General features: G+C 67.1%; 21 protein-coding genes. 11 read left to right on the top strand and 10 right to left on the bottom strand.

The genetic code is table 11. The annotated features are described in order from the left end of the window. Positions 1-151 precede the first annotated feature (151 nt). The 4 genes from ACUJB0_RS08820 to ACUJB0_RS08805 form a co-directional block, all read right to left on the bottom strand. Complete coding sequence (locus tag ACUJB0_RS08820; protein ID WP_444844883.1) at positions 152-1,012, bottom strand: alpha/beta hydrolase; 861 nt, start codon at positions 1,010-1,012, stop codon at positions 152-154. A gap of 72 nt (positions 1,013-1,084) precedes the next feature. Next, positions 1,085-2,092 carry an NADP-dependent oxidoreductase gene (locus ACUJB0_RS08815; protein ID WP_444844882.1) on the bottom strand — a complete coding sequence of 336 codons (1,008 nt, stop codon included), beginning with the start codon at positions 2,090-2,092 and terminating at the stop codon, positions 1,085-1,087. Positions 2,093-2,116: 24 nt separating this feature from the next. Continuing rightward, entirely contained in the window at positions 2,117-2,923 is an 807-nt protein-coding gene (locus ACUJB0_RS08810; protein ID WP_444844881.1) for an oxidoreductase, read from the bottom strand. Between the two features lie 68 nt (positions 2,924-2,991). After that, positions 2,992-3,600, bottom strand: coding sequence for a TetR/AcrR family transcriptional regulator (locus ACUJB0_RS08805; protein ID WP_444844880.1), 609 nt, complete (start codon positions 3,598-3,600; stop codon positions 2,992-2,994). 80 nt (positions 3,601-3,680) lie between these two features. Here ACUJB0_RS08805 and ACUJB0_RS08800 point away from each other — a divergent pair, with 80 nt between their 5' ends. From ACUJB0_RS08800 to ACUJB0_RS08785, 4 genes are all read left to right on the top strand, one after another. Then, a complete protein-coding gene (locus ACUJB0_RS08800; RefSeq protein WP_444844879.1) occupies positions 3,681-4,118 on the top strand; it encodes an ArsR/SmtB family transcription factor in 438 nt (145 codons plus the stop codon). Next, entirely contained in the window at positions 4,019-4,462 is a 444-nt protein-coding gene (locus tag ACUJB0_RS08795) for an SRPBCC family protein (RefSeq protein ID WP_444844878.1), read from the top strand. Before ACUJB0_RS08800 ends, ACUJB0_RS08795 begins: the two co-directional genes overlap by 100 nt. Position 4,463: 1 nt before the next feature. Then, positions 4,464-4,811, top strand: a complete 348-nt coding sequence (locus ACUJB0_RS08790) for a GFA family protein (protein WP_444844877.1) — start codon at positions 4,464-4,466, stop codon at positions 4,809-4,811. A gap of 62 nt (positions 4,812-4,873) precedes the next feature. After that, positions 4,874-5,251 (top strand): gamma-glutamylcyclotransferase family protein, encoded by a 378-nt coding sequence (locus ACUJB0_RS08785; protein WP_444844876.1) that lies wholly within the window; start codon positions 4,874-4,876, stop codon positions 5,249-5,251. 10 nt (positions 5,252-5,261) lie between these two features. Here the strand turns inward: ACUJB0_RS08785 and ACUJB0_RS08780 are convergent, their stop codons facing one another. Then, positions 5,262-5,978, bottom strand: a complete 717-nt coding sequence (locus tag ACUJB0_RS08780; protein ID WP_444844875.1) for a hypothetical protein — start codon at positions 5,976-5,978, stop codon at positions 5,262-5,264. Positions 5,979-6,303: 325 nt separating this feature from the next. Next, complete coding sequence (locus ACUJB0_RS08775) at positions 6,304-8,535, bottom strand: NADP-dependent isocitrate dehydrogenase (RefSeq protein WP_444844874.1); 2,232 nt, start codon at positions 8,533-8,535, stop codon at positions 6,304-6,306. Between the two features lie 381 nt (positions 8,536-8,916). On the opposite strand from ACUJB0_RS08775, the gene ACUJB0_RS08770 reads away from it, so the two are divergent. The 7 genes from ACUJB0_RS08770 (at position 8,917) to ACUJB0_RS08740 (ending at position 14,527) form a co-directional block, all read left to right on the top strand. Next, the gene (locus ACUJB0_RS08770; RefSeq protein WP_444844873.1) at positions 8,917-10,617 is read left to right on the top strand and encodes a methyl-accepting chemotaxis protein; all 1,701 of its coding nucleotides are present in this window, start codon (positions 8,917-8,919) and stop codon (positions 10,615-10,617) included. A 15-nt stretch (positions 10,618-10,632) separates the two neighbouring features. Beyond that, on the top strand, positions 10,633-11,262 hold the full coding sequence (gene cysC, locus ACUJB0_RS08765; protein ID WP_161087598.1) for an adenylyl-sulfate kinase: 630 nt from the start codon (positions 10,633-10,635) through the stop codon (positions 11,260-11,262). Positions 11,263-11,269: 7 nt separating this feature from the next. Next, the gene (locus tag ACUJB0_RS08760; protein ID WP_444844872.1) at positions 11,270-12,256 is read left to right on the top strand and encodes a hypothetical protein; all 987 of its coding nucleotides are present in this window, start codon (positions 11,270-11,272) and stop codon (positions 12,254-12,256) included. Positions 12,257-12,258: 2 nt separating this feature from the next. Continuing rightward, positions 12,259-13,368, top strand: coding sequence for a sulfotransferase family protein (locus tag ACUJB0_RS08755; RefSeq protein WP_444844871.1), 1,110 nt, complete (start codon positions 12,259-12,261; stop codon positions 13,366-13,368). Positions 13,369-13,440: 72 nt separating this feature from the next. Then, positions 13,441-13,677 (top strand): hypothetical protein, encoded by a 237-nt coding sequence (locus ACUJB0_RS08750; protein ID WP_444844870.1) that lies wholly within the window; start codon positions 13,441-13,443, stop codon positions 13,675-13,677. Positions 13,678-13,718: 41 nt separating this feature from the next. After that, complete coding sequence (locus ACUJB0_RS08745) at positions 13,719-14,063, top strand: zeta toxin family protein (RefSeq protein WP_444844869.1); 345 nt, start codon at positions 13,719-13,721, stop codon at positions 14,061-14,063. Between the two features lie 23 nt (positions 14,064-14,086). Next, the gene (locus tag ACUJB0_RS08740) at positions 14,087-14,527 is read left to right on the top strand and encodes a hypothetical protein (protein WP_444844868.1); all 441 of its coding nucleotides are present in this window, start codon (positions 14,087-14,089) and stop codon (positions 14,525-14,527) included. Between the two features lie 24 nt (positions 14,528-14,551). On the opposite strand, the gene ACUJB0_RS08735 is transcribed toward ACUJB0_RS08740, so the two are convergent. The 4 genes from ACUJB0_RS08735 to ACUJB0_RS08720 all read right to left on the bottom strand — a co-directional run bounded on the left by ACUJB0_RS08735 (position 14,552) and on the right by ACUJB0_RS08720 (position 22,717). Beyond that, positions 14,552-17,071: an ATP-binding protein gene (locus ACUJB0_RS08735; RefSeq protein WP_444844867.1), complete on the bottom strand. Its 2,520-nt coding sequence runs from the start codon at positions 17,069-17,071 to the stop codon at positions 14,552-14,554. Positions 17,072-17,080: 9 nt separating this feature from the next. Continuing rightward, positions 17,081-18,103 (bottom strand): ABC transporter substrate-binding protein, encoded by a 1,023-nt coding sequence (locus ACUJB0_RS08730; protein WP_444844866.1) that lies wholly within the window; start codon positions 18,101-18,103, stop codon positions 17,081-17,083. A gap of 69 nt (positions 18,104-18,172) precedes the next feature. Further along, positions 18,173-19,393 carry a hybrid sensor histidine kinase/response regulator gene (locus ACUJB0_RS08725; protein WP_444844865.1) on the bottom strand — a complete coding sequence of 407 codons (1,221 nt, stop codon included), beginning with the start codon at positions 19,391-19,393 and terminating at the stop codon, positions 18,173-18,175. 69 nt (positions 19,394-19,462) lie between these two features. Then, entirely contained in the window at positions 19,463-22,717 is a 3,255-nt protein-coding gene (locus ACUJB0_RS08720; RefSeq protein ID WP_444844864.1) for an EAL domain-containing protein, read from the bottom strand. Positions 22,718-22,755 lie beyond the last annotated feature (38 nt).

Raw genomic sequence — 22,755 nt, 5'->3', positions numbered from 1 at the left:
CGAGCTCTGCCAAACCACTGGGGTCAAGTCTGACATTCGGACACGAGCTCTGCCAAAACCGTTGGGGTCAAGTCTGACATTCGGACACGGACTCCGCCGTAGTGGCCAGCTACGGCGGAGCTCGTGTCCGAATGTCAGACTTGACCCCAATTTAATTTGGTGGCTTGAACATTGTGCGGAATGCTTGCAGGGCGGCGGGTTGGTAGATCGTGGCGTGGGTTTCGGCGGGCAGCGGCTGGTAGTGCCAGCGCAAGCCTTGCGGTGCGCGGGTGGTCAGCAGCGTCGACAATTGCGCGCTGCCCTTGTCCATGCCGGCTGTGCCGCTGCTGGCGAAATATAAAGTTTGCGGTTTGGCCGCGCGCTGTTCCAGCAGCGTTGGCGCTTCGGTCAGCAGCTTGCCGTCGTTCCACCACAGGCTGGGGTCGATCGCGATGTAGTGATCGAACAGCCCAGGTTCGCGCAGGAAGGTTTCGACCACGAACAGGCCGGCCAGCGATTCGCCGATCAAGGCGGTCTCACCCGTGGTGCGGTAGCGCTGCTTTACCGCCGGCATCAGCTCTTCGCGGATGAAGCGGCGGAACTGCGCGGCGCCGCCTACAACCGGGGCGATTTTCTTGTCCTCCGCGTTGTCGGTCGGGCCGGTCATGTCGCGCCGGCGCTGGGTGTTTTCTATGCCAACCAGCATGAACGGGCGCATGGTGCCGTTGTCGACCGATACTTGCAGCAGCCCGGCGATGTGCAGGAAGTCCTCGCGCAGGCCGCCGTCGGGCATGTACAGCACGGGCAGCGGCGCGTCGGCTGGCAAGGCGTAGCCGCGCGACATGTAGACGTTGATGTGCCGCGTTTCGCCCAGCGCCTTCGATTCGATGTTGAAGCTTTCGCCGATCACCAGGGGCGTGGCGGCCGCAACCACAGGCGCGGCGTGCAACGAGCCGCCGAGGCCGCCGCCCAGCAGCGCCGCCGCCAGACATGCGCTTGCATGAAACTTGTTGAACATGACGATGTGCTTCACTTTCCGCCCTTCGCTTGGTTGTCGAATGTGCGGGAGTCTGGCGCAAGCGGACGCGGCGGTCAAGGCGTGAGTTCAGGAGTCCATCAATTGCACCACCACCTTGCCTTTGGCGCGGCCTTTTTCCAGATAGGCCAGGCCGTCCTTGGCTTGCGTGAACGGGAACACCTTGTCAATCACCGGACGGATGCGCCCGGCCTCGATGAGCTGCGTGATCTCGCCAAGCTGCTTGCCGTCCGGACGCATGAACAGGAACGAGTACGTGGCGCGGTGCCTGGCGGCGAGGCGGATAATCTTGCGGCTCAACAGGCTGAACACGAACCGCATCAGGAAGTTCATGCCGCGCGCGCGGGCGAAGGCGGCGTCCGGCGGGCCGATCAGCGAGACCACCGCGCTGGCCGGCTTCAGGATGCCGATGGCCTTTTCCAGTCCGTCGCCGCGCGTGGTGCCCAGCACGGCGTCGTAGCCTTTCAGCACTTGTTCGACTTCCTGCTTGGTGTAGTCGACCACCTCGTCGGCGCCCAGGCCGCGCACCAGGTCGACGTTGCCGCCGCTGGTGGTCGTGCCCACCGTGGCGCCGATCTGCTTGGCCAGCTGGATCGCGAACGTGCCGATGCCGCCGGAGCCCGCCGGGATGAACACCTTCTGCCCGGGCCGCAGCCGCAGCCGTTCCTTGAACGCCTGCCATGACGTCAGCCCCACCATCGGGATCGAGGCGGCCTGCACGAAGCTGAGGTTGGCCGGTTTCAGCGCGGCGGCATATTCGGGGACGGCGGCATATTCGGCCAGCGTGCCGATGCCCAGGTCGAACACGCTGGCGTACACCTCGTCCCCCACCTTGAAGCGGCTGACGCGGCTGCCCGCTTCCACCACGACGCCCGCCACGTCGCTGCCCAGCGTGGCCGGCAGCTGGAATTTCAGGATGGGCTTGAAGTCGCCCTTGGGGATCATGTAGTCGATCGGGTTCAGGCCGGCCGCGTGGACTCGCACCAGGATTTCGTCCGGCTTGATCGCGGGGCGGGGAATGTCGGCGAATTCGACCACGCCGGGCTTGCCATACTGCTTGAGGATAAGTGCTTTCATGATTGCCTTCTTGTCGTTGTGGTCTTATACCAGCCGCAGGTCCTTGCGCATGCCCGCGTCCATCACGCCGGCCGGCGCGAAGGTGCGCAGCAGGCGCAGGCGTCCAGCCAGTGTACCGGAGGTGTAACGCAGTTTCGGCGCGCGGGCCAGCGCCGCTTTCAACACCGTCTCCGCCACCACTTCCGGTCCTTCCGCGGTCGCCATGACTTCGTTCACGCGCTGCGTCACGGCGGTACGCACGTCGCCGTAGGCGTCGAGCTTGGTATCCGCCGCCAGCATGTTGGCGTCGAACGGGGTGCTGGTGTAGGCCGGCTCGATGACGACCGCGCGGATGCCCCAGTTGCGCAGCTCATGGTCCAGCGATTCGGTGTAGCCTTCGACCGCGTGCTTGGTGGCGGCGTACAGCGCGCCATACGGCATCGGCAGGAAGCCAAGCACCGAGCCGATGTTGACGATGCGGCCGGCGCGCTGTGCCCGCATGTGCGGCAGCACGGCGCGCGTCATGCGCACCAGGCCGAAGAAATTGGTGTCGAAGATGGCCTGGGCCTGCTCGATCGAGCTTTCCTCGGCGCCGGCCGGCGCCACGCCGACCCCGGCGTTGTTGACCAGCAGGTCGAGGCGCCCCTCGCGCCCGATCAGCTCGGCGACGGCGGCTTGCACCGAGGCGTCGCTGGTGACGTCCAGCGACAGCATCTCGTAGCCCTGCCGCGCCGATTGCGCACCACGGCGGCTGGTGCCGTACACCTTGAAACCGGCCTCGACCAGCCGCTTCGCCGTGGCGGCCCCTATGCCGGACGAGGCGCCGGTGACCAATGCGATCCTGCTGCTCATGGCATTTCCCTTCAAATGAATATGATGATCATCATATTTTAGTACAAAAAAAACAGCCGCCCACCGCTTCAGGCGGCAGCCGGGCCCAGTTGATTCAGGGTGGCCGCGCACAGCGCCGCCGACAGCTTGGGATCGTCCACCGCGCGCGCCACCATGGTGGTGCCGATCAGCGAGCACACCAGCGCCATCGCCCGCTCGTGCGCCTGCGGCTGGCCCCAGTCCGGCATCTGACGGGCGAACAGGTCGATCATTTCCTTGATGTGGATGGTCGCGGCGCGCCGCACCTCCGGCGCCTGGCGCGGCATTTCCGAGCCCAGCGCGGAGACCGGACAGCCGGTCTCGATGGCGCCGATGTGCTGCGGCGACAGGTAGGCCTGCATCATGGCCTGCAACGCCTGCCCCGGCGGCGCGGCGGCGGCCACCCGCGCCGCCAGCGCGACCGACTCGGCGCCGGCGCGGTCGCCGGCCTCGGCCAGCAGCGCGTCGCGCGATTCGAAGTGCGCGTAGAATCCGCCGTGCGTCAGGCCCGCCTCTTTCATGATGTCGGCCACGCCGGTGCCGTCGTAGCCGCTGCGCCGGATGGCGCGCGAGGCCACCTCCACGATGCGTTCGTGGGTGGCTTCCTTGCGGCTGGCGGCTGCGCGTTTGCTCGGTTTCGATTCCATGATGGTCATCATATCTTATTTTTGAGCGCCGTGCACGCGGCCGCTAAAAAACACGCTTGACATGGCGGCCGTCTTTGACAATACTATACCTTATGGTTAAGTATAACGATTCCCAGCTGGACCTGATCTTCGCGGCGCTGTCCGACGCCACGCGGCGCGGCGTGCTGGCGCAGCTGGGCGACGGCAGTTGCACAGTCACGGAGTTGGCGCAGCAATATGAGATGTCGCTGCCCGGCTTCATGAAGCACCTGGCCGTGCTGGAAACAGCCGGCCTGATCGCCCGCTCGAAGGAAGGACGCGTGGTGCGCTGCGAGCTGCATGCCGCGCCCATGCAGGACGCCGCCATGTGGATCGCCCATTACCAGCGTTTCTGGACCGGCCAGCTCGATGCGCTGGGACGCTATCTCTATCACCAGGAGGAAGTCGCATCATGTCAACCGCCGAACAGCCCGCCCAAGTCAGCCTCCGACGCGTCTACCCCGTCGCCCCCGAAAAAGTCTGGCGCGCGTGGACCGACCCGCAAGCGCTGAGCCAGTGGTTCGGCCCCGGCGAGGCCTCGCTGACCAAGGCGGACATCGACCTGCGCGAAGGCGGCCAATACCACCTCGCCTTCGCCGGACCCGATGGCGGCCTGAACCAGATGACCGGCGTGTACCAGGAAGTGCGGCCGTTCACGCGGCTGGTGTTCACCTGGGCCTGGCACAGCACGCCGGAACGGGTGTCGCGCGTCAGCATCGACCTGGCGCCGGTGACCGAAGGCACCGAGCTGCGCTTCGTGCACGACCGCTTCTTCGACGAACAGGCGCGCATCAACCACGAGCGCGGCTGGGCATTTTTCTTTAGCAGTCTTGATCGTTTCTTACAGGAGGTGTGAAATGAAATACCAGGGAAGCTGCCACTGCGGCAGAGTGAAGTTCGAAGCCGAAGGCGAGATCACCTCGGCCATGTCCTGCAACTGCTCGATGTGCCAGCGCAAGGGCACCTTGATGTGGTTCGTGCCGCGCCCGGAGATGCATCTGCTGACGCCGGACGACAACGCCAGCACCTATCTGTTCAACAAGCATCTGATCAAGCACCGCTTCTGCCCCACTTGCGGCATCTCGCCATACAGCGAAGGCGTGGCGCCCAATGGCGAGACCATGGCGGCGATCAATATCCGCTGCATCGAGGGCATCGACCTGGACGCCATCCCGGTCAAGCACTACGACGGCCGCTCGATTTAATCCGCTCCGTTTGCGGCGCCCTGGCCCACAAGTAAACTCTCCCAACCCATAAGGCAGCGCGAATGAAATCCAGCTCCACCGATGCAACCGAGATGCTGTTCTCCTACGGCACGCTGCAACAACCGGAAGTACAGATGGCGACATTTGGCCGCCTGCTGTCCGGCCGCCAGGACAGCCTGCCGGGCTATCGCCTGTCGGCGGTGGCGATAGACGATCCGGCCGTGGTCGCCACCAGCGGCAAAACGCACCATCCGATCGTGTCCCGCAGCGGCTCGCCGGACGACCAAGTGGCCGGCGCGGTGCTGGCGGTGACGCCCGACGAGCTGCGCGATTCGGACCGCTACGAGGTGGCGGCCTACCGCCGCCAGAGCGTCACGCTGGCCTCGGGCACGCTCGCCTGGGCATACGTGGACGCGCGCGACGCGGCAGTTCTTCCGTAAAAGGAGTTCTTCAGGGATTTCCGAGGATTGGTTTCGCGGCGCGGCGTTTCCTGCGGCGGGCGCTTCTTCCAGAGCCGGACTTGCGCTGATCGCCTCTTTGATGCTCCGCCGGCGCGCTGCCTTGGCCTGTGGCTGGTCGCGGCCATGTTTGGTTGGCCGGAAGATAGCGTGCCGCGGGCTGGCGTGCCGACGGCTGCGGCGGCGCCGGAGTGCGTCCGCCATCGACCGGACTGTTGTCTGCCTGCGCGGCGCCTTCGTGCAGTCGGGCTATCGCGGCTTTTCGCGCCGAGCGGCAGACGTCCGCCAACAACCATTCGTTGCTGCCGGGGAGGCGCAGCCATATGGCTTTCCATGCATTGCGGTTGCCGCTGCCATGCAGGTTCGCGAAGCACGATGGCGATACCGTGTGCCCTTCATACTTGATTTCCGCTCCCTCCACCGTGGCGAAATAGGGCTGGCTGCCGAAGCTGGCGCGCAGCCTTGTGCCTTCGGGGAGAAAGACCTGCTTCCATTGGTACCCCGTCTCGGTTGTCGCTGCAGGCTGCTGCGAGGGTGGTGGCGGAGGGTTGATGTAGTTGCGGATCGCTTCGATAACGAAGGGCTCCTGCGCCAGCGAATCCGACCAGAAATTGCCGGTGAATTCGCCCAGCTCAACCAGCACATCGTCAGGGACGCGGATCGGGAACTGGAGGTTGTACGTGGGCTTAATCTTGGGCGAGGTAGGCATGGGGGGCTCTCTAAAATCGGGTTTTACTAAGCGCTGCTAACCACTACTAACCTGTACTACCCAGCGCTATCTCTTACTAAAAATGCCGGACCGCATGCTAATCACTACTAAATTTTCGGCCTGTACTCGTTAGAGGTGGTTAGTAGTTTTTAGTTCCGAAAATAGCGCGGAGTCGTACGAAATATCGATGGTTAGTATCGGGTAGTAGTGCTTAGCAGGTTTTAGTAAAAGCCGAAAAAACAGACCCCGCCCTGCACATGTCCTTGGGGCGGCAATAAAAAAGGGCAGCCTCGGCTGCCCTTCTTGTTACCTCACCACGCTAGATTCAGAGCGCCGCAATCGCCGCGTTGAACGTCGCGCTTGGACGCATGACCGCTTCGGTCTTGGCTGGATCCGGGTAGTAGTAACCGCCGATGTCCATGGCCTTGCCCTGCACCGAGTTCAGCTCTTCGACGATCTTGGCTTCGTTGGCCGCCAGCGTCTTCGCCAGTGGGGCGAAGTAGGCTTGCAGTTCAGCGTCCTCGGTCTGCGCCGCCAGCGCCTGCGCCCAGAACAGCGACAGGTAGAAGTGGCTGCCACGGTTGTCCAGCTCGCCGGTGCGGGTTGATGGCGACTTGTTGTTGTCCAGCAGCTTGCCGGTGGCTTCGTCCAGCGTCTTGGCCAACAGCTTGGCCTTGGCGTTGCCGGTCTTGATGCCCAGGTCTTCCAGCGACACCGCCAGCGCCAGGAACTCGCCCAGCGAATCCCAGCGCAGGTGGTTCTCTTCCACCAGCTGCTTGACGTGCTTCGGTGCCGAACCGCCGGCGCCGGTCTCGTACATGCCGCCGCCGGCCATCAGCGGAACGATCGACAGCATCTTGGCGCTGGTGCCCAGTTCCAGGATCGGGAACAGGTCGGTCAGGTAGTCGCGCAGGATGTTGCCGGTCACCGAGATGGTGTCCAGGCCGCGGAACGCGCGCTCCAGCGTGTAGCGCATGGCGCGGGTCTGCGACATGATCTGGATGTCCAGGCCCTTGGTGTCGTGGTCCTTCAGGTAGACCTGCACCTTCTTGATCACTTCGTTCTCGTGCGGACGATAGCTGTCCAGCCAGAACACGGCAGGCATGCCGGAGTTGCGGGCGCGCGTCACGGCCAGCTTGACCCAGTCGCGGATCGGCGCGTCCTTGACCTGGCACATGCGCCAGATGTCGCCCGCTTCCACGGTCTGGGTCAGCAGCACTTCGCCGGTGGCCAGGTCGGTGATGTTGGCGGTACCGCCTTCCGACACTTCGAAAGTCTTGTCGTGCGAGCCGTATTCCTCGGCCTGCTGGGCCATCAGGCCGACGTTCGGCACGGTGCCCATGGTCTTCGGATCGAAGTTGCCATGCCATTTGCAGAAGCCGATCATCTCCTGGTAGATGCGGGCGAAGGTCGATTCAGGCATGACAGCCTTGACGTCCTTCGGACGGCCATCGGCGCCCCACATCTTGCCGCCGATGCGGATCATCGCCGGCATCGACGCGTCGACGATGATGTCGTTCGGCGAGTGGAAGTTGGTGATGCCCTTGGCCGAGTCGACCATGGCCAGTTCCGGACGGTTGGCGTGGCAGGCGTGCAGGTCCTTGAGGATCTCTTCCTTCTGCGAGGCCGGCAGCTTCTCGATCTTCTCGTACAGGTTGGCCATGCCGTTGTTGACATTGACGCCCAGTTCATCGAACAGCGCCTGGTGCTTGGCGAACGCGTCCTTGTAGAAGATGCGCACGCAGTGGCCGAACACGATCGGGTGCGAGACCTTCATCATGGTGGCCTTGACGTGCAGCGAGAACATCACGCCGGTCTTGAAGGCGTCGTCGATTTCCTTCTCGTAGAACTCCAGCAGTGCCTTTTTGCTCATGAACATGCTGTCGATGATCTCGCCGGCCTGCAGCGCGACCTTCGGTTTGAGCACGATGGTCTTGCCGGAGTCGGTGATCAGTTCCATCTTGACATCGCGCGCGCGGTCCAGCGTCATCGATTTTTCGCCGTGGTAGAAGTCGCCGTGGTGCATATGCGACACGTGGGTGCGCGATGCCTGGCTCCACTCGCCCATCGAGTGCGGGTGCTTGCGGGCGTATTCCTTGACCGCCTTCGGTGCGCGGCGGTCGGAGTTACCTTCACGCAGGACCGGGTTGACCGAGCTGCCGATGCATTTGCCGTAGCGGGCCTTCAGGGCCTTTTCCTCGTCGGTCTTGGCTTCTTCCGGATAGTCCGGCAGCTTGTAGCCGCGCGCCTGCAACTCGCGGATGCAGGTGGTCAGCTGGCCGACCGAGGCGCTGATGTTGGGCAGCTTGATGATGTTGGTGTCGGCGAGCTGGGTCAAGGCGCCCAGTTCGGCCAGGGTGTTCGGAACCTTCTGCTCTTCGCTCAGGTATTCGGGGAACTCGGCCAGCACCCGCGCCGCCACCGAGATATCGCTGGAGGTCACGTCTACACCAGCCGATGCGGCGAACTTCTTGATAATAGGCAGCAGCGAATAGGTCGCCAGCATGGGCGCTTCATCGGTCAGCGTGTAGATGATTTTAGATTTCTGTGTTGCCATGTTCATTCCATGTCATGCGGGCGATACCCGCCGATTGAATTCTCTCCGTTTCGGATTACAAGATGATGTGTCGTAATCCGGCAACGGCCCCAGACTGCATTTTAGACCTGTTGGCGGCCCATGCCCAGAGGCGGATTCTGCGTATGGCTTTTTTGTCCACCACAAATGCAAAAAGAACACGCACTTAAGTTGCCGCAAGGCATCACTTCTACAACTAAAAGTTTCAAACATTGATCCCCGTACATATTTCATTGTTGCAGCAGTGTTGAAAGTGATTATGTGAGAGATTCCGAGCCACACCGGGCAACTAAGATCGTGGAAGCGTTCCACCAAATTCTCATTTGGATATTTGGAATGCATATATGCCCTTAAGGAGGCGATATGAAATTTCAGAATTGGACCATAGCAAGCCGGCTGGGACTGGGTTTCGGCCTGTGCGCCGTGTTTTTGCTGGTGATCATCGCGTTGGCCCTGAACAGCATGCACCAGATCCAGGGACGCCTGGAGGAGATCACCAAAATCAACGACGTGGAAACCAAGCTGGCCCAAACTATGGACCTGACGGTTACAGAACGCGCGCTCGCCACGCGCAACCTGATCCTGCTCAAGGAAGACAAGGAAATCCAGATCGAGGTCAACCGCATCGCCGAGCAGGAGAAGAAATACGCGGCCGCGCAGGACAAGCTGAGCCAGATGTTCACCAAGCTGGCCGGCACCTCGACCGAGGAAAAGGAATTGCTGGACCAGATCCGCAAGCAGGCCGAGCAGGCCACGCCCTTCGTCCAGCGCGCCGCCGCGCTGGCGCTGGAGCAGAAGCAGGACGAGGCCTACAAGCTGCTGCGCTATGAGTTCCGGCCGGTGCAGAAGCGCTGGTGGGAACTGCTGCGCAAGCTGATCGCGGTCGAGGAGAAGCAGAACACCGAGGCCACCGAGGCGGCCGAGGTGGCCTACGGCCAGGCCCGCACCGTGATGCTGCTGATGGGCTCCCTGGCGCTGGTGACCAGCGTGCTGGCGGCCTGGCTGATCACGCGCGGCGTCACCCGCCAGCTGGGCTGCGAGCCGTCCGAGGCCGCCGAGATCGCCGGCCAGATCGCCGCCGGCAACCTCACCGTGCGGGTCGAGCCCAAGCACGGCGACGAGAGCAGCCTGCTGTACGCCATGCGCTCCATGCGCGACAGCCTGGCGCGCATCGTCAACCAGGTGCACGCCAGCACCGAGACCATCGCGGCCGCCGCCGGCCAGATCGCCTCCGGCAACCTGGACCTGTCCTCGCGCACCGAGCAGCAGGCCAGCACGCTGGAGGAGACCGCCTCGTCGATGGAGGAGCTCACCAGCACCGTGCGCCTGAACACCGACCACGCGCGCCAGGCCAACGGGCTGGCCGAGTCGGCCTCCGACGTGGCGGCCAAGGGCGGCGCCGTGGTGGCCCAGGTGGTCGACACCATGGCCGCCATCGACGTTTCGGCGCGCAAGATCGTCGACATCATCGCGGTGATCGACGGCATCGCCTTCCAGACCAACATCCTGGCGCTCAACGCCGCCGTGGAAGCGGCGCGCGCCGGCGAACAGGGCCGCGGCTTCGCGGTGGTGGCCACCGAGGTGCGCAACCTGGCCCAGCGCTCGGCCGCCGCCGCCAAGGAAATCAAGGACCTGATCGGCGACTCGGTCGACAAGGTGCAGGCCGGTAACCGGCTGGTCGAACAGGCCGGCTCGACCATGCATGACGTGGTTTCCAGCGTCAAGCGCGTCACCGACATCATGTCCGAGATTATGCTGGCCAGCCAGGAGCAGTCGTCGGGCATCGAGCAGATCAACACGGCGGTCACGCAGATGGACGACGTGACCCAGCAGAACGCCGCGCTGGTCGAGGAAGCGGCCGCCGCCGCGCACGCCATGCAGGACCAGGTCAACAGCTTGAACGAGCTGGTCAGCGTGTTCCGCACCGAGGCCCCGGCCGCGCGGCCGGCGCTGCAGCGGGTGGCGGTGGCGGTGCCGTCGGCCATGCGGGCCCCTGCCCTGACCGCGGCGGCCCGTCCGCGCGCCCCGGCCAAGGTCGACACGCAAGAGTGGGAACAATTCTAAACCGGAGGAATGGCAATGGGTAAGCTGGATAAAATCGACGACACGGCCGGGCGCGCCACGCCCCATATTTTCTGGCACGGCAGCCAGGTCGCCCCCGAGGCGCGCTGGCGGCAGGCCGGGCAGCGCGCCGCCACCATCTGGCTGACCGGCCTGAGCGGCGCCGGCAAGTCGACGCTGGCCAGCGCGCTGGAGGACAAGCTGGTGCACGCCGGCCACCCCGCCTACGTGCTGGACGGCGACAACCTGCGCCACCACCTGAACCGCGACCTGGGCTTCTCGCCGGCCGACCGCCAGGAGAACATCCGCCGCAGCGCCGAGGTGGCGCGCATGATGAACGACGCCGGCCTGATGGTGATCTGCGCCTTCATCTCGCCGCTGCGCCAGGACCGCGAGATGGCGCGCCAGATCATCGGCGAGGACAATTTCCTGGAGACCCACATCAGCACCGCTGCCGAGGTGTGCGAGGCGCGCGATCCCAAGGGCCTGTACAAGAAGGCGCGGGCCGGGCTGATTCCGGAATTCACCGGGGTGTCGGCGCCGTACGAGCCGCCGCTGGCGCCGGCGCTGTCGCTCGACACCGGCATGCTGTCGCTGGAGCAGTCGTGCGACCGCCTGTTCCAGCAGCTGGCGCGCCGCTTCGTCTGAGCACGCCATGACGCACCACGACGTCTTCAACGGCGACGCCGACGGCATCTTCGCGCTGCACCAGCTGCGCCTGGACACGCCGCTGGAGGCCGAGCTGGTCACCGGCGTCAAGCGCGAGATCGAGCTGCTGCAGCGGGTGCCGCACGGCTGCGAGGGCCAGGTGACCGTGCTCGACATCTCGCTCGACTGCAACGCCGCCGCGCTGCGCCGCGTGCTCGACGGCGGCGCATCGGTCGCGTATTTCGACCACCACTCGGCCGACTGCGCCTTCGCCCACCCGCGCCTGCGCCTGCACTGCGATGGTTCGCCCGAGGTCTGCACCAGCATCCTGGTGGACCGCCACCTGGGCGGCCGGCACCGGCCGTGGGCGGTGGCGGCGGCCTTCGGCGACAACCTGGCCGGGCCGGCGCAGCAGCTGGCCGACAGCCTCGGCCTGGACGCCGCCGCGACGGCGGCGCTGGCGCAGCTGGGGCGGGTGGTCAACTACAACGCCTACGGCGAGAGCGAGCACGACCTGCACATCGCGCCGGCCGCGCTGTACCGCGCGCTGGGCGCCTACGCGCAGCCGCTGGATTTCATCGCCGACAGCGAGATCCACCGCATGCTGTGCGCCGGCTACCGCGACGACTGCGCCCGCCTGCAGGGCCTGCGCCCGCACGCCGAGCACGACGCCGGCGCGGTCTACATCCTGCCGGCCAGCGCCTGGGCGCGCCGCGTCAGCGGCGTGCTGGCCAACCAGCTGGCGGCCGGGCGCAGCGGCGCCTCGTTCGCCGTGCTCAACGAGCGCGACGACGGCAGCTACCTGGTCAGCGTGCGCTCCGGCGCGCCGCTGGCCCACAGCGCCTGCGGCTTCTGCCAGCAATTCGACAGCGGTGGCGGACGCAAGGCCGCCGCCGGCATCAACCGCCTGCCGGCGTCCGAGCTGGGCCGCTTCATGGACAGCTTCCGCCGCTACTTCACCACCCCGCAAGACCTAATCCTTCAGAAAGAATGACCATGCAGAACACTACCAGCAGCCCGCGCCCGCGTCCGGCGATGATGATCCCGCTGCGCCGCTGCGGCAGCCACGCGCTGCGCCTGCGGCTCAACATGTCGCCGCAGTTCTACTCGCCCTACCCGCTGCACATCGTCGACATGATGCCGCTGCTGCCGCTGTACGGCGACCTGCGCGACGACCGCGCCTACTTCAACCTGGTGGTGGACGTGGTCGGCCTGCAGGCGGTGAGCATGGTCAAGTGGCCGGAGGTGGTGTTCGATCCGGTCGAGATCTTCGAGACGCTGCGCAACCAGCCGCGCAGCATCCACCGCGTGGTGTGGGAACTGCTGCTGCGCGCGGGCGAGAAGCAAGGCGCGCGGGTGGTGATGGACAAGTCGCTCGACAGCGTGCACTACGCCGAAGAGCTGATGACGCTGCTGCCGGACATGGTGTTCGTCAACGTGGTGCGCGATCCGCGCGCGCAGGTGGCGTCGATGAACCGCGCCATCATCCACGACTTCGACACCCTGCTCAACGCCGAGACCTGGCTGGCCGCGCACCAGGCGGCCGACCGCGTGATGCAGCAGTGGCCGGAGCGCGTGCTGACCATCCGCTACGAGGACTTCCTGTCGCAGCAGCAGCACACGCTGGAGGCGCTGTGCCAGTTCCTGGGCATCGAGTTCCTGCCGCAGATGCTGGACGTGGCCGGCTCGCGCGAGGCGCGCCAGCTGTCGCAGATGTCGGCGCTGTGGTCGTCGAACTGCTACCCGCCGATCGCCGCCAACATCGACAAGTTCAAGCAGCAGCTGACGCTCGACGAGATCAACGTGATCGAGACGCTGACCGGCGACTACATGGACCGCTACGGCTACACCCGGCTGGCGGCCGGCGACGCGCTGCTGTCGCCGGCGCGGCGCGAGCAGGCCGCGGTCAAGTCCTCGGGCGGGCGCGAGCAGGCCTGGCGCGACCTCGAGCAGAGCAACTTCCGCGACTACGCGCTGCGCCGCAGCCGCGCCGACTACCTGGCCCGCCTGCGCGCGCGGCTGACGTCGCAGCCGGCGCCGAACGGGCGCGAGCAGCTGGTCACGCTGGACCAGCTCGACCCGGCCGCCTTCGAGCCGGCCGACTGAGACGGCGGGCTCCAGCTGGAGTGCGTCCGTGATTGGACTATAATGGTTTCATCACAGTTGGAGCATGCTGTCATGAAACTCAAAGCCCGTCGTCCTGATCGGTTCCAGGCCCCGACCGCCTTGCAAGGCGACGCCCCTTTCCTGGGCGCCACCGTCAGGCAATGGGACCGGGCCATCGTCGGCAATATGGAGCAGACTCTGGCGCAAATTAAACGGCAAGCCGCATCGGCGCCAAAGCGCGACGTGGCCACCGCCGCGACATTTGATGTCGCCAGTTACGCCAGCCGGCGCCTGCCCGCAGCCAAATAATCCCAACTTGCGTCAACGCGGCTCCGGCCGCGTTTTTTCCGATGGCCGCTCCCCACGACAACGCCGAAGCCGATCCGCTGGCGGTGATATTCGCAGGCCCCAACGGCTCGGGGAAGACATCGCTCATCGACGAGTTGAAGGTCACCGGCATCGCAACGATGCGGGGCACAGTGCGGCTGCCTACGCGCTTCATCAATCCGGATCAGCTGGCGAAGGATCTACAGAACGAGTATGCCGACCAGGATGCCCGCGACGAGGCGGCCCAGCGCGCCGCCATGCGGGCACGGGCCGAAGCGACCACGGCGCGAGAGCCATTCGCCTTTGAAACGGTCATGTCCCACCCCTCGCGCATTAGCGAAATGCTGCTGCTGAAGGAGCAAGGCTAGCGCTGCTGCCGCGCGCAGCCGAGGTGGCCGACGCGGTCTACATCTATGACAACAGTGTCGAAGACAAAAGCGCGACACTGCAGGCAGTCATCGAGCGGGATGCGCAGTTCTCGGTGCTGCCGGATGCCAGGGATTGGACCATGCTGCGCCTGGTGAACGTCTTGCGCGAACGCGAGCGCGAACTGGACCACCTGCTGGCCGCACTTGAAAAAGCCGGCTATCCCTACGGCGACACCGATGAACTGCGAGGGACATACAGCGGCGCGGTCTTATCCAGCACCGATTTCTTCCTCGCGCAATACGACGACGCGGCGAGGCAGGCGGTCATCCATGACCGGCTGATGCTGGAGACGGCACATCACCGCCCCGGCCAACCAGCTGTCAGCTATGCGGTGGGCGAACATCTGACGATCACCTACACGCCAGACGGCGCGCCGGTGACAGCACGCCAGCCAGCGGCCTGACGCCGTCCCGCCCGCGCGCCCCCGCTAGCCCAGCAACTCCACGCACTTGGCCAACGCCACGCGCAGTTCGCGCAGCTTGGGCGGCTTGCTCAGCACCTGGTCCACGTGCACCGGCGCCTCGCCGCTGTCGGGGATCAGGCGCTGGCCCCAGCCGGTCAGCAGGATCACCGGCGTGGCCGGCGCCACCCGCTTGACGGTCTCGGCCACCTTGCGGCCGTCCACATACGGCATGCCCAGGTCGGTGATCACCACCGCGAATCCCTGCCCCGCCTTCTCGGCCGCGCAGAAGGCGTCGATGCCGGCCTGGCCGCCGTCGGCCCGCGTGACCTCGTGGCCGTCCAGGCCGAGGATGGTTTCCAGCGAACCCAGCACATTGGGGTCGTCGTCCACCACCAGGATCCGCAGCCCGGGGCCGGGCGCCAGCACCGGCGCCGGCGCCGCGCCGGCCGGCAGCGCCGGCGCCACCGGGAAGTACATCTTGACCGACGTGCCCGCGTTCAGCCGCGAGGCGATGGCGATGCGCGCGCCGTGCCGCTCGGTCATGCCGTACACCGTGGCCAGCCCCAGGCCGGTGCCGCGCTCGCCCTTGGTGGTGAAGAACGGCTCCAGGCAGCGGCGCTGGGTCGCCTCGTCCATGCCGGTGCCGGTGTCGGCCACCTCCACCAGCACGTACGGGCCGCTGCCGTCGTCCAGCGCGTCCAGATAACCGGTGCGCAGCGTCACCGCGCCGCCGTCCGGCATGGCGTCCACCGCGTTGAAGATCAGGTTGGTCAAGGCCTCGCGGATCTCGCCCTCGACCCCGAGGATGGCCGGCAGCTCGGCGCCCAGCTCCTGCCGCATCTCGATCACGATGCCGCGCTGCTGCGGCATGTCCGACCAGCGCGCGCGCGTCAGGTCCACCACGTGCTGGATCATCAGGTTGACGTTGACCGTGCTGTGCGTGAGCTGCGGCTCGCGCTGGCGGTAGAACTCGCGCATGCGCGCCACGGTCGAGGCGACGTCGTCGATGGCGCGCTCGATCACCTGCAGGCAGGCGCGGCCGTTCTCGCTCAGGCCGTGCTCGGTCTCCAGCAGCGATTCGGCGTACAGGCCGATCGGCGAGATGGCGTTGTTGATGTCGTGCGCGATGCCGCTGGCCATCTGCCCGAGCGCGCGCAGCCGCTCCTGCTTGGTCACCTGCACCTGGCTCTGGTGCAGGTCGTCGTAGGCGCGCTGCAGCTCGCCGTACAGTCTGGCCTGGTTGGCGGCCAGGGCCACGTGCTCGCTGAGCTGGCGCAGGAACTCGCAGTCGGTGCTGGAGAACGCGCCCGGCTCGGCGCGCGCCACCACCAGCACGCCGAACACCGTGCTCTCGGCCAGCAGCGGCGCCAGCACGATCGAGCCCATGCCGGCCCCGGCCAGCCGGCGCGGGAACGGGAAGTCGACCTGGCGGATGTCCGGCTCGTACACCAGCTGGCCGCGCACGCAGCGCGACAGCCCGTTCTCGTCGATGGCGATCTTGGCCGCCTCGTCCATGCCCATGCGCGCCGACAGCGCCTGGCTGCGCAGGCCGACGCAGCTGACCTCGAGCTCGCCGTCCTGGTACAGGCAGATGGCGCCGAAGTCGATCGGCAGCTGGTCCTCCAGGCAGCGCACCACCACCTGGAAGATGCTGGGCAGGTCCTGCCGCTCGCCGATCGAGCGGGTGATCTGGTGGAGCAGGCTCATGCGCGCCAGCTGGGCCACCACCCGGCTCTCGGCCGCCATCCGCTCGGAGATCTCGCGCTGCAGCGTGGCGTTCGCGCGGATCAGCTCGTCGCGCGAGACGGTGGTCTGGCGCAGCCGCTCGACCATGCCGTCGAAGGCGCGCGCCAGGCTGCCGATCTCGTCGTCCGAGCGCACGTCCAGCGCCACGTCCAGCCGGCCCGAGCCGACCACCTCGGTGGCCCGGTGCAGCCGCATCAGCGGCTTGCTGACGCTGCGGATGGTCAGGCCCATCGCGCCCAGCACCACCAGCAGCACCAGCCCGGCCAGCACGGCGCCGGCCAGCACCAGGTCCGACTGCGCGGCCAGCATGTTGGCGCGGCTCTGGCGCGCCAGGTCCTCGGCGTCCGACATCATCGCCTGGGCCCGGTTCATCATCAGGCCCGACAGGCGCGCCTCCAGCTCGCGCAGGATCACGGCGCGCTCCGGCGTGCGCACGAATTCCCCCTGCACCGCCTGCAGCTCGCCGAACAGGCCGCCGAGCGACTGGTGGCGCTCGCGGATGTCGCGCAGCAGCGCCAGCTCGTCCTCGCCGTCGAAGCCGCTGTCGGCCGCGATCACCTGGCGCAGCGACTGGTGGCGCTGCAGCCACTGAGCGCGGGTGCGCGCCAGGTGGTGCTGCACGTATTCCAGCGACAGGTAGCGCAGCGAGGCGGCGCCGCGCAGCACCTCGAAGGTGATCTCGGCCTTGGCGATCTCGTGCCGCATGGCGCCGGCGGTGCGCGCGAACACCACCGCCATGACCGCCAGCAGCACGATGCAGATGACCTGGGCCAGCTTGAGGCGGGTGGAGATCTTCACGCGGCGTCCCTAGTAGATGATGGTCACCTCGGACGGGCTCACGGTCTTGAGCGCGTCGAGGTAGATGTAGTCGAGGAAGTTGGGCACCGCGCGCGCGCCGGTCAGCCCGGCCTTGATCGCCCAGCGCGACTGGTCCTCCAGCACCAGCAGCAGGCTCTGGTCCAGCTCCAGCCCGAAGTGGTGGGCCGGCCACGCCGACAGCATGGCCGTGGCCTGGCCGGCCGACAGCCGGGGGAAGAAGGCCACCGAGGCGCCCGGCTGGTCGCGGCAGAAGCGCTCGCCCTGCTCCAGCGCCCGCAGCAGCCGCACCATGGTGCCGGGACGCTGGTGGATGTACGGCGCCAGCGCCACCATGTTGTAGATGCTCTCGTAGATGTCGGCGCCGCCGAAGCGGATGCCGTTGCCGCCCAGGCTCTCGGCGGCCGCGCCCAGGAACGGGTCCCAGCCGCTGACCGCGTCCACCTTGCCGTCGGTGATGGCCTGCTGCAGCGCGTCGGGCGGATAGTTCACCAGCTGCACGTCGCGGGTGTCGAGCCGCTGGCGGTTGAGGAACACCTCCAGCGTGAAGTGGCCCGAGGTGCTGAGCGTGACGCCGATGCGCTTGCCCTTGAGGTCGCCCGGCGAGGTGATGCCGCGGTCGCGCCGCGCCACCAGCCCGTGGTCGCGCCCGGTGCGGAAAATGGTGCTGACCACCTGGATCGGCGTGCCCTCCATGGCGAAGAACATGATGGGGATGTCGGCCACGGTGGCCATGTCGGCCCGGTGCGAGGTCACCGCCAGCAGCGCCTCGCGCCCGCTGGTGTAGGGCTGCAGCCGCACCGCCAGATGCTGGCCGGCGAAATAGCCCTTGGCCTGGGCCGCCATCACCGGGCAGGCGCCCACGTACTCGGTATTGGTGGCGATGACGATGGCCTCGGGCGCGGCGGCCGGCGCCGGCGGCGCGCGCAGCGCCAGCCACAGCGCCGCGCCGGTCGCGGCCAGCGCCAGCGCGGCGGCGGCCGGCCACATGGCCCGCAGATTGGTGCGCTTCATGGATGCTCCCGGATCACGCGGATCAGCTTGGGGTTCAGGTGGGGATGCAGGTGGTCTCCCGGCATGGGTTCAGCCGACGTGCTGGGTGGCGCCGCGCGCGCCGGACGGCGCCGTGGCGGCGCTGTACAGCGGCAGCTCGACGCGGAAGGTGCTGCCCTCGCCCGGCTTGCTCTCGACGCTGATGCGCCCGCGCATGGCCTCGACCAGGCGCTTGGTGATGGTCAGGCCCAGGCCGGTGCCCTCCTCGCCCTCCTCGTCGCGCCCGGCGCGGCCGAACGGCAGGAAGATGGTCTCCAGCTGCGCCGGGTCCAGGCCGACGCCGCTGTCGCTGACGGCGACGCTGCCGTAGCCGGGCCCGACGGCGCAGTGCACCGTGACGCTGCCGTGCACATGGTTGTACTTGATCGCGTTGGAGAACAGGTTGACCAGGATCTGCTTGAGCCGCATGCGGTCGGCGCACAGCTCGAGCCGGCAATCGGCCGGCGTCATCAGCGCCACCAGGCGCCGCTCGGCCAGCGGCGCGACGATGGCCACCACCTCGCGCAGCACCTCGTCCAGCATCACCGGCCCCAGCACCAGCGACACCTTGCCGGCCTCGATCTTGGACAGGTCGAGGATCTCGTTGACCAGCAACAGCAGGTGCTTGCCGGACGAGACGATGTTCTGCGAGAAGCGCTGGCGCTCGCCCTCGCCCTTGGGGAAGCGGTCGCTGGCCAGGATCTGGGCGAAGCCGAGGATGCTGTTGAGCGGCGTGCGCAGCTCGTGGCTCATGTTCGACAGGAAGGCCGACTTTTCCTCGTTGGTGCGCTCGGCCTCGCGGCGCGCCGCGTCCAGCACCTGGTTCAGGCGGCCCAGCTCGTCGACCCGCTCGCGCAGCGCCGCCTCCAGCTGCAGGTTGTGCAGGCGCAGCCGGCGCGACTCCAGCGCCCGCGTCAGCACCGGCAGCAAGGTGGCGGCCTTGAACGGCTTGATGATGTAGTCGAAGGCGCCGATCTTCATCGCCTTCACGGCAGTGTCGACCGTGCCGGCGCCGGTCATGATGATGCAGGCGATGGCCGGGTCGAGCGTCTTGGCCGCCTCGATCAGCGCCAGCCCGTCCATGCCGGGCATGTTCATGTCGGTCAGCAGCAGGTCGCAGGCGTGGCCGCGCAGGTGGGCCAGCGCCGTCTCGCCGGTGGGAAAGCCGATGGCGTCCAGGTTGTGCTGGCCCAGGATGTCGCACAAGGCTTTCAGATGGGCAGCCTGATCGTCCACGACCACGATCCGCGAACGAGGGACAAGCTCGGACATACCGCCTCCTGATACCATTGTTGGCTCCAGCAATTATGCCTAGTTTACCGGACGGAAAACTCACCAATACTATCCGTCCGGCGCGCGTTCCGGCGCACGTTGCGCCGTTTTGCCGAACATCATTTTCTGATACCGGAAGGCATCCCGAATATTCTCCCGCAGCACCAGGTCGTCCCACGGCTTGGTGTAGAAGCGGTAGATCTCGCCGCGGTTGATGGCGCTCAGCACGGCCTCCAGCTCGGTGTAGCCGGACAGGATGATGCGGATGGTCTCGGGATACATGTCCTTGACGCGGCTGAGGAACTCGGTGCCGTTCATGCCGGGCATGCGCTGGTCGCTGACCACCACCTGCACCGCGTGGCTGGCCAGCAGGTCGAAGCCCTCCTCGGCGGTGTTGGCGCGCAGGATGCGGTAGCCGTCCGGGCGCAGCAGGCGCGTGAGCGCGTTGCGGATGCTGGGCTCGTCGTCCAGCAGCAGCAGGGTCTGCTCGCCGGCCGTCTCGCCGGGCGCCGGCGCCAGCCCGCGCTCCGAGCGCAGCAGCTCGCCGAAGCCGTCCGCCGGCAGCGGCTTGCTGAACAGGTAGCCCTGCATGTCGTCGCACTGGTGGCGCCGCAGGTAGGCCAGCTGGGCCTCGGTCTCGACGCCCTCGGCGATGACCTTGAAGCCCAGGCTCTGGCCCAGCGCGATCACCGAGCGCACGATGGCCGCCACCTTGGGCTCGCTCAGCATCTCGCGCACGAAGGACTGGTCGATTTTCAAATAGTCGACCGGGAACAGCTTCAGGTAGGCCAGGCTGGAATAGCCGGTGCCGAAGTCGTCGATCGAGAGCGCGATGCCCATCCGCTTGAGCTCCTTGACCACCGCCACCGCGCCGTCGACGTTGTGCATCACCAGGCTCTCGGTGAGCTCGAGCTCCAGGTAGCGCGGGTCGAGGCCGCTGTCGGACAGCGCGGCCTGCACCTCGCGGCTCAGGCCGGGATCGCGGAACTGCCGCGCCGAGACGTTGACCGCCACCCGCAGCGGCGTCAGCCCGGCCTGCTGCCACGCCATGTTCTGGAAGCAGGCGGTGCGCGTGACCCAGCGGCCGATCTCGACGATGAGCCCAGTCTCCTCGGCCACGCCGATGAAGCGCGCCGGCGACACCATGCCCAGCGTCGGATGCTGCCAGCGCACCAGCGCCTCCATCCCGACCACGGCGCCGGTGCGCAGGTCGACCTTGGGCTGGTAGTGCAGGCGCAGCTGGTCGCGCGCCAGCGCGTGGCGCAGCTCGGCCTCGATCATGGTGCGCTCGGCGATGCGGCTGTGCATGGCCGCCTCGTAGAACTGCAGCTGGTTGCGCCCGCTTTCCTTGGCGCGGTACATGGCGATGTCGGCGTGCTTGAGCAACTGCTGCGGCTCGCCGCCGTCGGTCGGGAACACGCTCACGCCCATGCTGCAGGTGACGGTGAGCGCCTGGCCGGCCACGGTCAGCGGTGCGGCCACGCTGTCCTGCACCCGCTGCAGCACGGCCGCGGCCGGCGACTCGGGGGTGTCCGACAGCAGCAGCAGGAACTCGTCGCCGCCAAGCCGGGCCACGGTGTCGCTGTCGCCCACGCAGGCGCGCAGGCGCGCGCCGACCGCGCACAGCAGCTCGTCGCCGGCCAGGTGGCCCAGGCTGTCGTTGACCAGCTTGAAGTTGTCCAGGTCGAAGAACACCACCCACAGCGGATGGCCGTAGCGCTCGGCGTAGCCGATGGCCTGGGCCATACGGTCGCCGAACAGCGCGCGGTTGGGCAGGCCGGTCAGCGGGTCGTGGTTGGCCTGGTGCTCCAGCTGCTGCTGGTAGGTGATCGACTCGGTCATGTCGGTCAGCACGCACACGTGGTGGCTGGGCAGGCCGTCGGCGGCCGGCACCGGCGCCACGTGCAGGCGGGCCCACATCAGGTACTGGTCGCGGTGGGCGATGCGCAGCGTGATGGTCAGCTCCTGCACGCCGCTGAGCGCGGCGCGCAGCGCGGCGCGGTCGCCGTCGCGCTGCTCCAGCAGCATGTCGAGCTGGCGCCCGGCCGCCTCGGCCTCGGTGTAGCCGAACAGGCGGGTGAAGGCCGGGTTGGTGTACTCGATCAGGTCGCCGCCGGGACCGTGGGCGGTGATCACCACCGCGTTGTCGCTGGCCTCCAGCGCGCGCCCGCGCAGGCGCAGCGCCTGCTCGGCCTCCTTGCGGGCGGTGATGTCCTCGATCGTCCCGACCACGCCGATGATGCTGCCGCGCTGGTCGTAGAACGGCAGCTTGTTGATCAGGTACCAGTGCACGCGGCCGTCCTCGCGCGGCATCTGCTCCTCCGCGTCGAGGCGGGCACGGCCGGTGGCGACGATGTCGCGGTCGTCGGCGCGGATGCGCGCCGCGTTGTGCGACCAGGGGAAGTCGTCGTCGGTCTTGCCGGTCACCTCGTCCACGCTCGCCAGGCCGGCCGCGGCGGCGAACACGGTGTTGCAGCCGCAATACCTGCCGTCCAGGTCCTTCCAGAAGATTTGATGCGGGATATGGTCGATCACCAGCTGCTTGAGCTCGCGCGAGGCGTACAGCTCGGCCTCCATGCGCAGCTGCTCGGTGACGTCGTGCGACACCACGAAGCGCGACGCCCGGCCGGCCACCGTCAGCGAGTGCGACGAGATCTGCACGTCGATGCGCGTGCCGTCGCGCTTGACGTGGGTCCACACGCCGGCCAGCTCGGCGCCCCGGCGCGGCGCGGCGGCCAGGTTGCGCTCCAGCGCGGCCAGCTGCTCGGACGGGCGGATGTCCTTGATCGTCATCTGCAGGAACTCGGTTTCGCTGTAGCCGTAGTGCGCCACAGCGGCCGCGTTGACCATCAGGAAGCGCAGCGTCTGCAGGTCGTAGATCCACATCGGCTGCGGATGGTGCTCGAACAGGCGCTTGAAGCGCAGCAGCGATTCGTAGACGTCGTAGTCGTCCAGGTCGTAGGCCAGGCACAGGTAGCGCGCCGGCCGCTGCTCGGTTGCAGGTTGCAACTCGATCGATTGCGTGACCGGATGGAAGGTGCCGTCGGCGCCCAGCAATTCCAGCTCGCCGTGCCAGTAGCCGGTCTGGCGCGCGGCCACCAGCGCCGCGTCCTGCAGCACCTGGGCGGCCCAGCCGGTGTACAGGCGCGCCACCGGCTCGCCCAGCCGGTGCGCGCCAAGGCGCTGGCGGCCGTGCAGGTTCAGGGACTGCACCCGGCCGTCCATGCCGGCCGTGAAGACAAAGTATGGGCAGTGGTCGAAGACCGTGTGCGGATCGCCCGCTCCGCCATGCGCGCCCGGCCGCTCGTCGACCGCCAGCGGCATCGACTGATCCGTTAATGAGGGAAGCCTTGGATCGATTT

The sequence above is a fragment of the Duganella caerulea genome, assembly GCF_040362985.1.
Lineage (GTDB): Bacteria > Pseudomonadota > Gammaproteobacteria > Burkholderiales > Burkholderiaceae_D > Rugamonas > Rugamonas vulcania.
The sequence above is the reverse complement of the archived record's forward strand: the minus strand, read 5'-3'. Positions and strand labels throughout refer to the sequence as shown.

Bases quoted from the DNA above. Each gene is read 5' to 3' on its own strand.
- ACUJB0_RS08815 (WP_444844882.1), bottom strand. From the start codon at position 2,092: ATGAAAGCACTTATCCTCAAGCAGTATGGCAAGCCCGGCGTGGTCGAA.
- ACUJB0_RS08810 (WP_444844881.1), bottom strand. From the start codon at position 2,923: ATGAGCAGCAGGATCGCATTGGTCACCGGCGCCTCGTCCGGCATAGGG.
- ACUJB0_RS08805 (WP_444844880.1), bottom strand. From the start codon at position 3,600: ATGATGACCATCATGGAATCGAAACCGAGCAAACGCGCAGCCGCCAGC.
- ACUJB0_RS08800 (WP_444844879.1), top strand. From the start codon at position 3,681: ATGGTTAAGTATAACGATTCCCAGCTGGACCTGATCTTCGCGGCGCTG.
- ACUJB0_RS08795 (WP_444844878.1), top strand. From the start codon at position 4,019: ATGTCAACCGCCGAACAGCCCGCCCAAGTCAGCCTCCGACGCGTCTAC.
- ACUJB0_RS08790 (WP_444844877.1), top strand. From the start codon at position 4,464: ATGAAATACCAGGGAAGCTGCCACTGCGGCAGAGTGAAGTTCGAAGCC.
- ACUJB0_RS08785 (WP_444844876.1), top strand. From the start codon at position 4,874: ATGAAATCCAGCTCCACCGATGCAACCGAGATGCTGTTCTCCTACGGC.
- ACUJB0_RS08780 (WP_444844875.1), bottom strand. From the start codon at position 5,978: ATGCCTACCTCGCCCAAGATTAAGCCCACGTACAACCTCCAGTTCCCG.
- ACUJB0_RS08775 (WP_444844874.1), bottom strand. From the start codon at position 8,535: ATGGCAACACAGAAATCTAAAATCATCTACACGCTGACCGATGAAGCG.
- ACUJB0_RS08770 (WP_444844873.1), top strand. From the start codon at position 8,917: ATGAAATTTCAGAATTGGACCATAGCAAGCCGGCTGGGACTGGGTTTC.
- cysC (WP_161087598.1), top strand. From the start codon at position 10,633: ATGGGTAAGCTGGATAAAATCGACGACACGGCCGGGCGCGCCACGCCC.
- ACUJB0_RS08760 (WP_444844872.1), top strand. From the start codon at position 11,270: ATGACGCACCACGACGTCTTCAACGGCGACGCCGACGGCATCTTCGCG.
- ACUJB0_RS08755 (WP_444844871.1), top strand. From the start codon at position 12,259: ATGCAGAACACTACCAGCAGCCCGCGCCCGCGTCCGGCGATGATGATC.
- ACUJB0_RS08750 (WP_444844870.1), top strand. From the start codon at position 13,441: ATGAAACTCAAAGCCCGTCGTCCTGATCGGTTCCAGGCCCCGACCGCC.
- ACUJB0_RS08745 (WP_444844869.1), top strand. From the start codon at position 13,719: ATGGCCGCTCCCCACGACAACGCCGAAGCCGATCCGCTGGCGGTGATA.
- ACUJB0_RS08730 (WP_444844866.1), bottom strand. From the start codon at position 18,103: ATGAAGCGCACCAATCTGCGGGCCATGTGGCCGGCCGCCGCCGCGCTG.
- ACUJB0_RS08725 (WP_444844865.1), bottom strand. From the start codon at position 19,393: ATGTCCGAGCTTGTCCCTCGTTCGCGGATCGTGGTCGTGGACGATCAG.
- ACUJB0_RS08720 (WP_444844864.1), bottom strand. From the start codon at position 22,717: ATGCCGCTGGCGGTCGACGAGCGGCCGGGCGCGCATGGCGGAGCGGGC.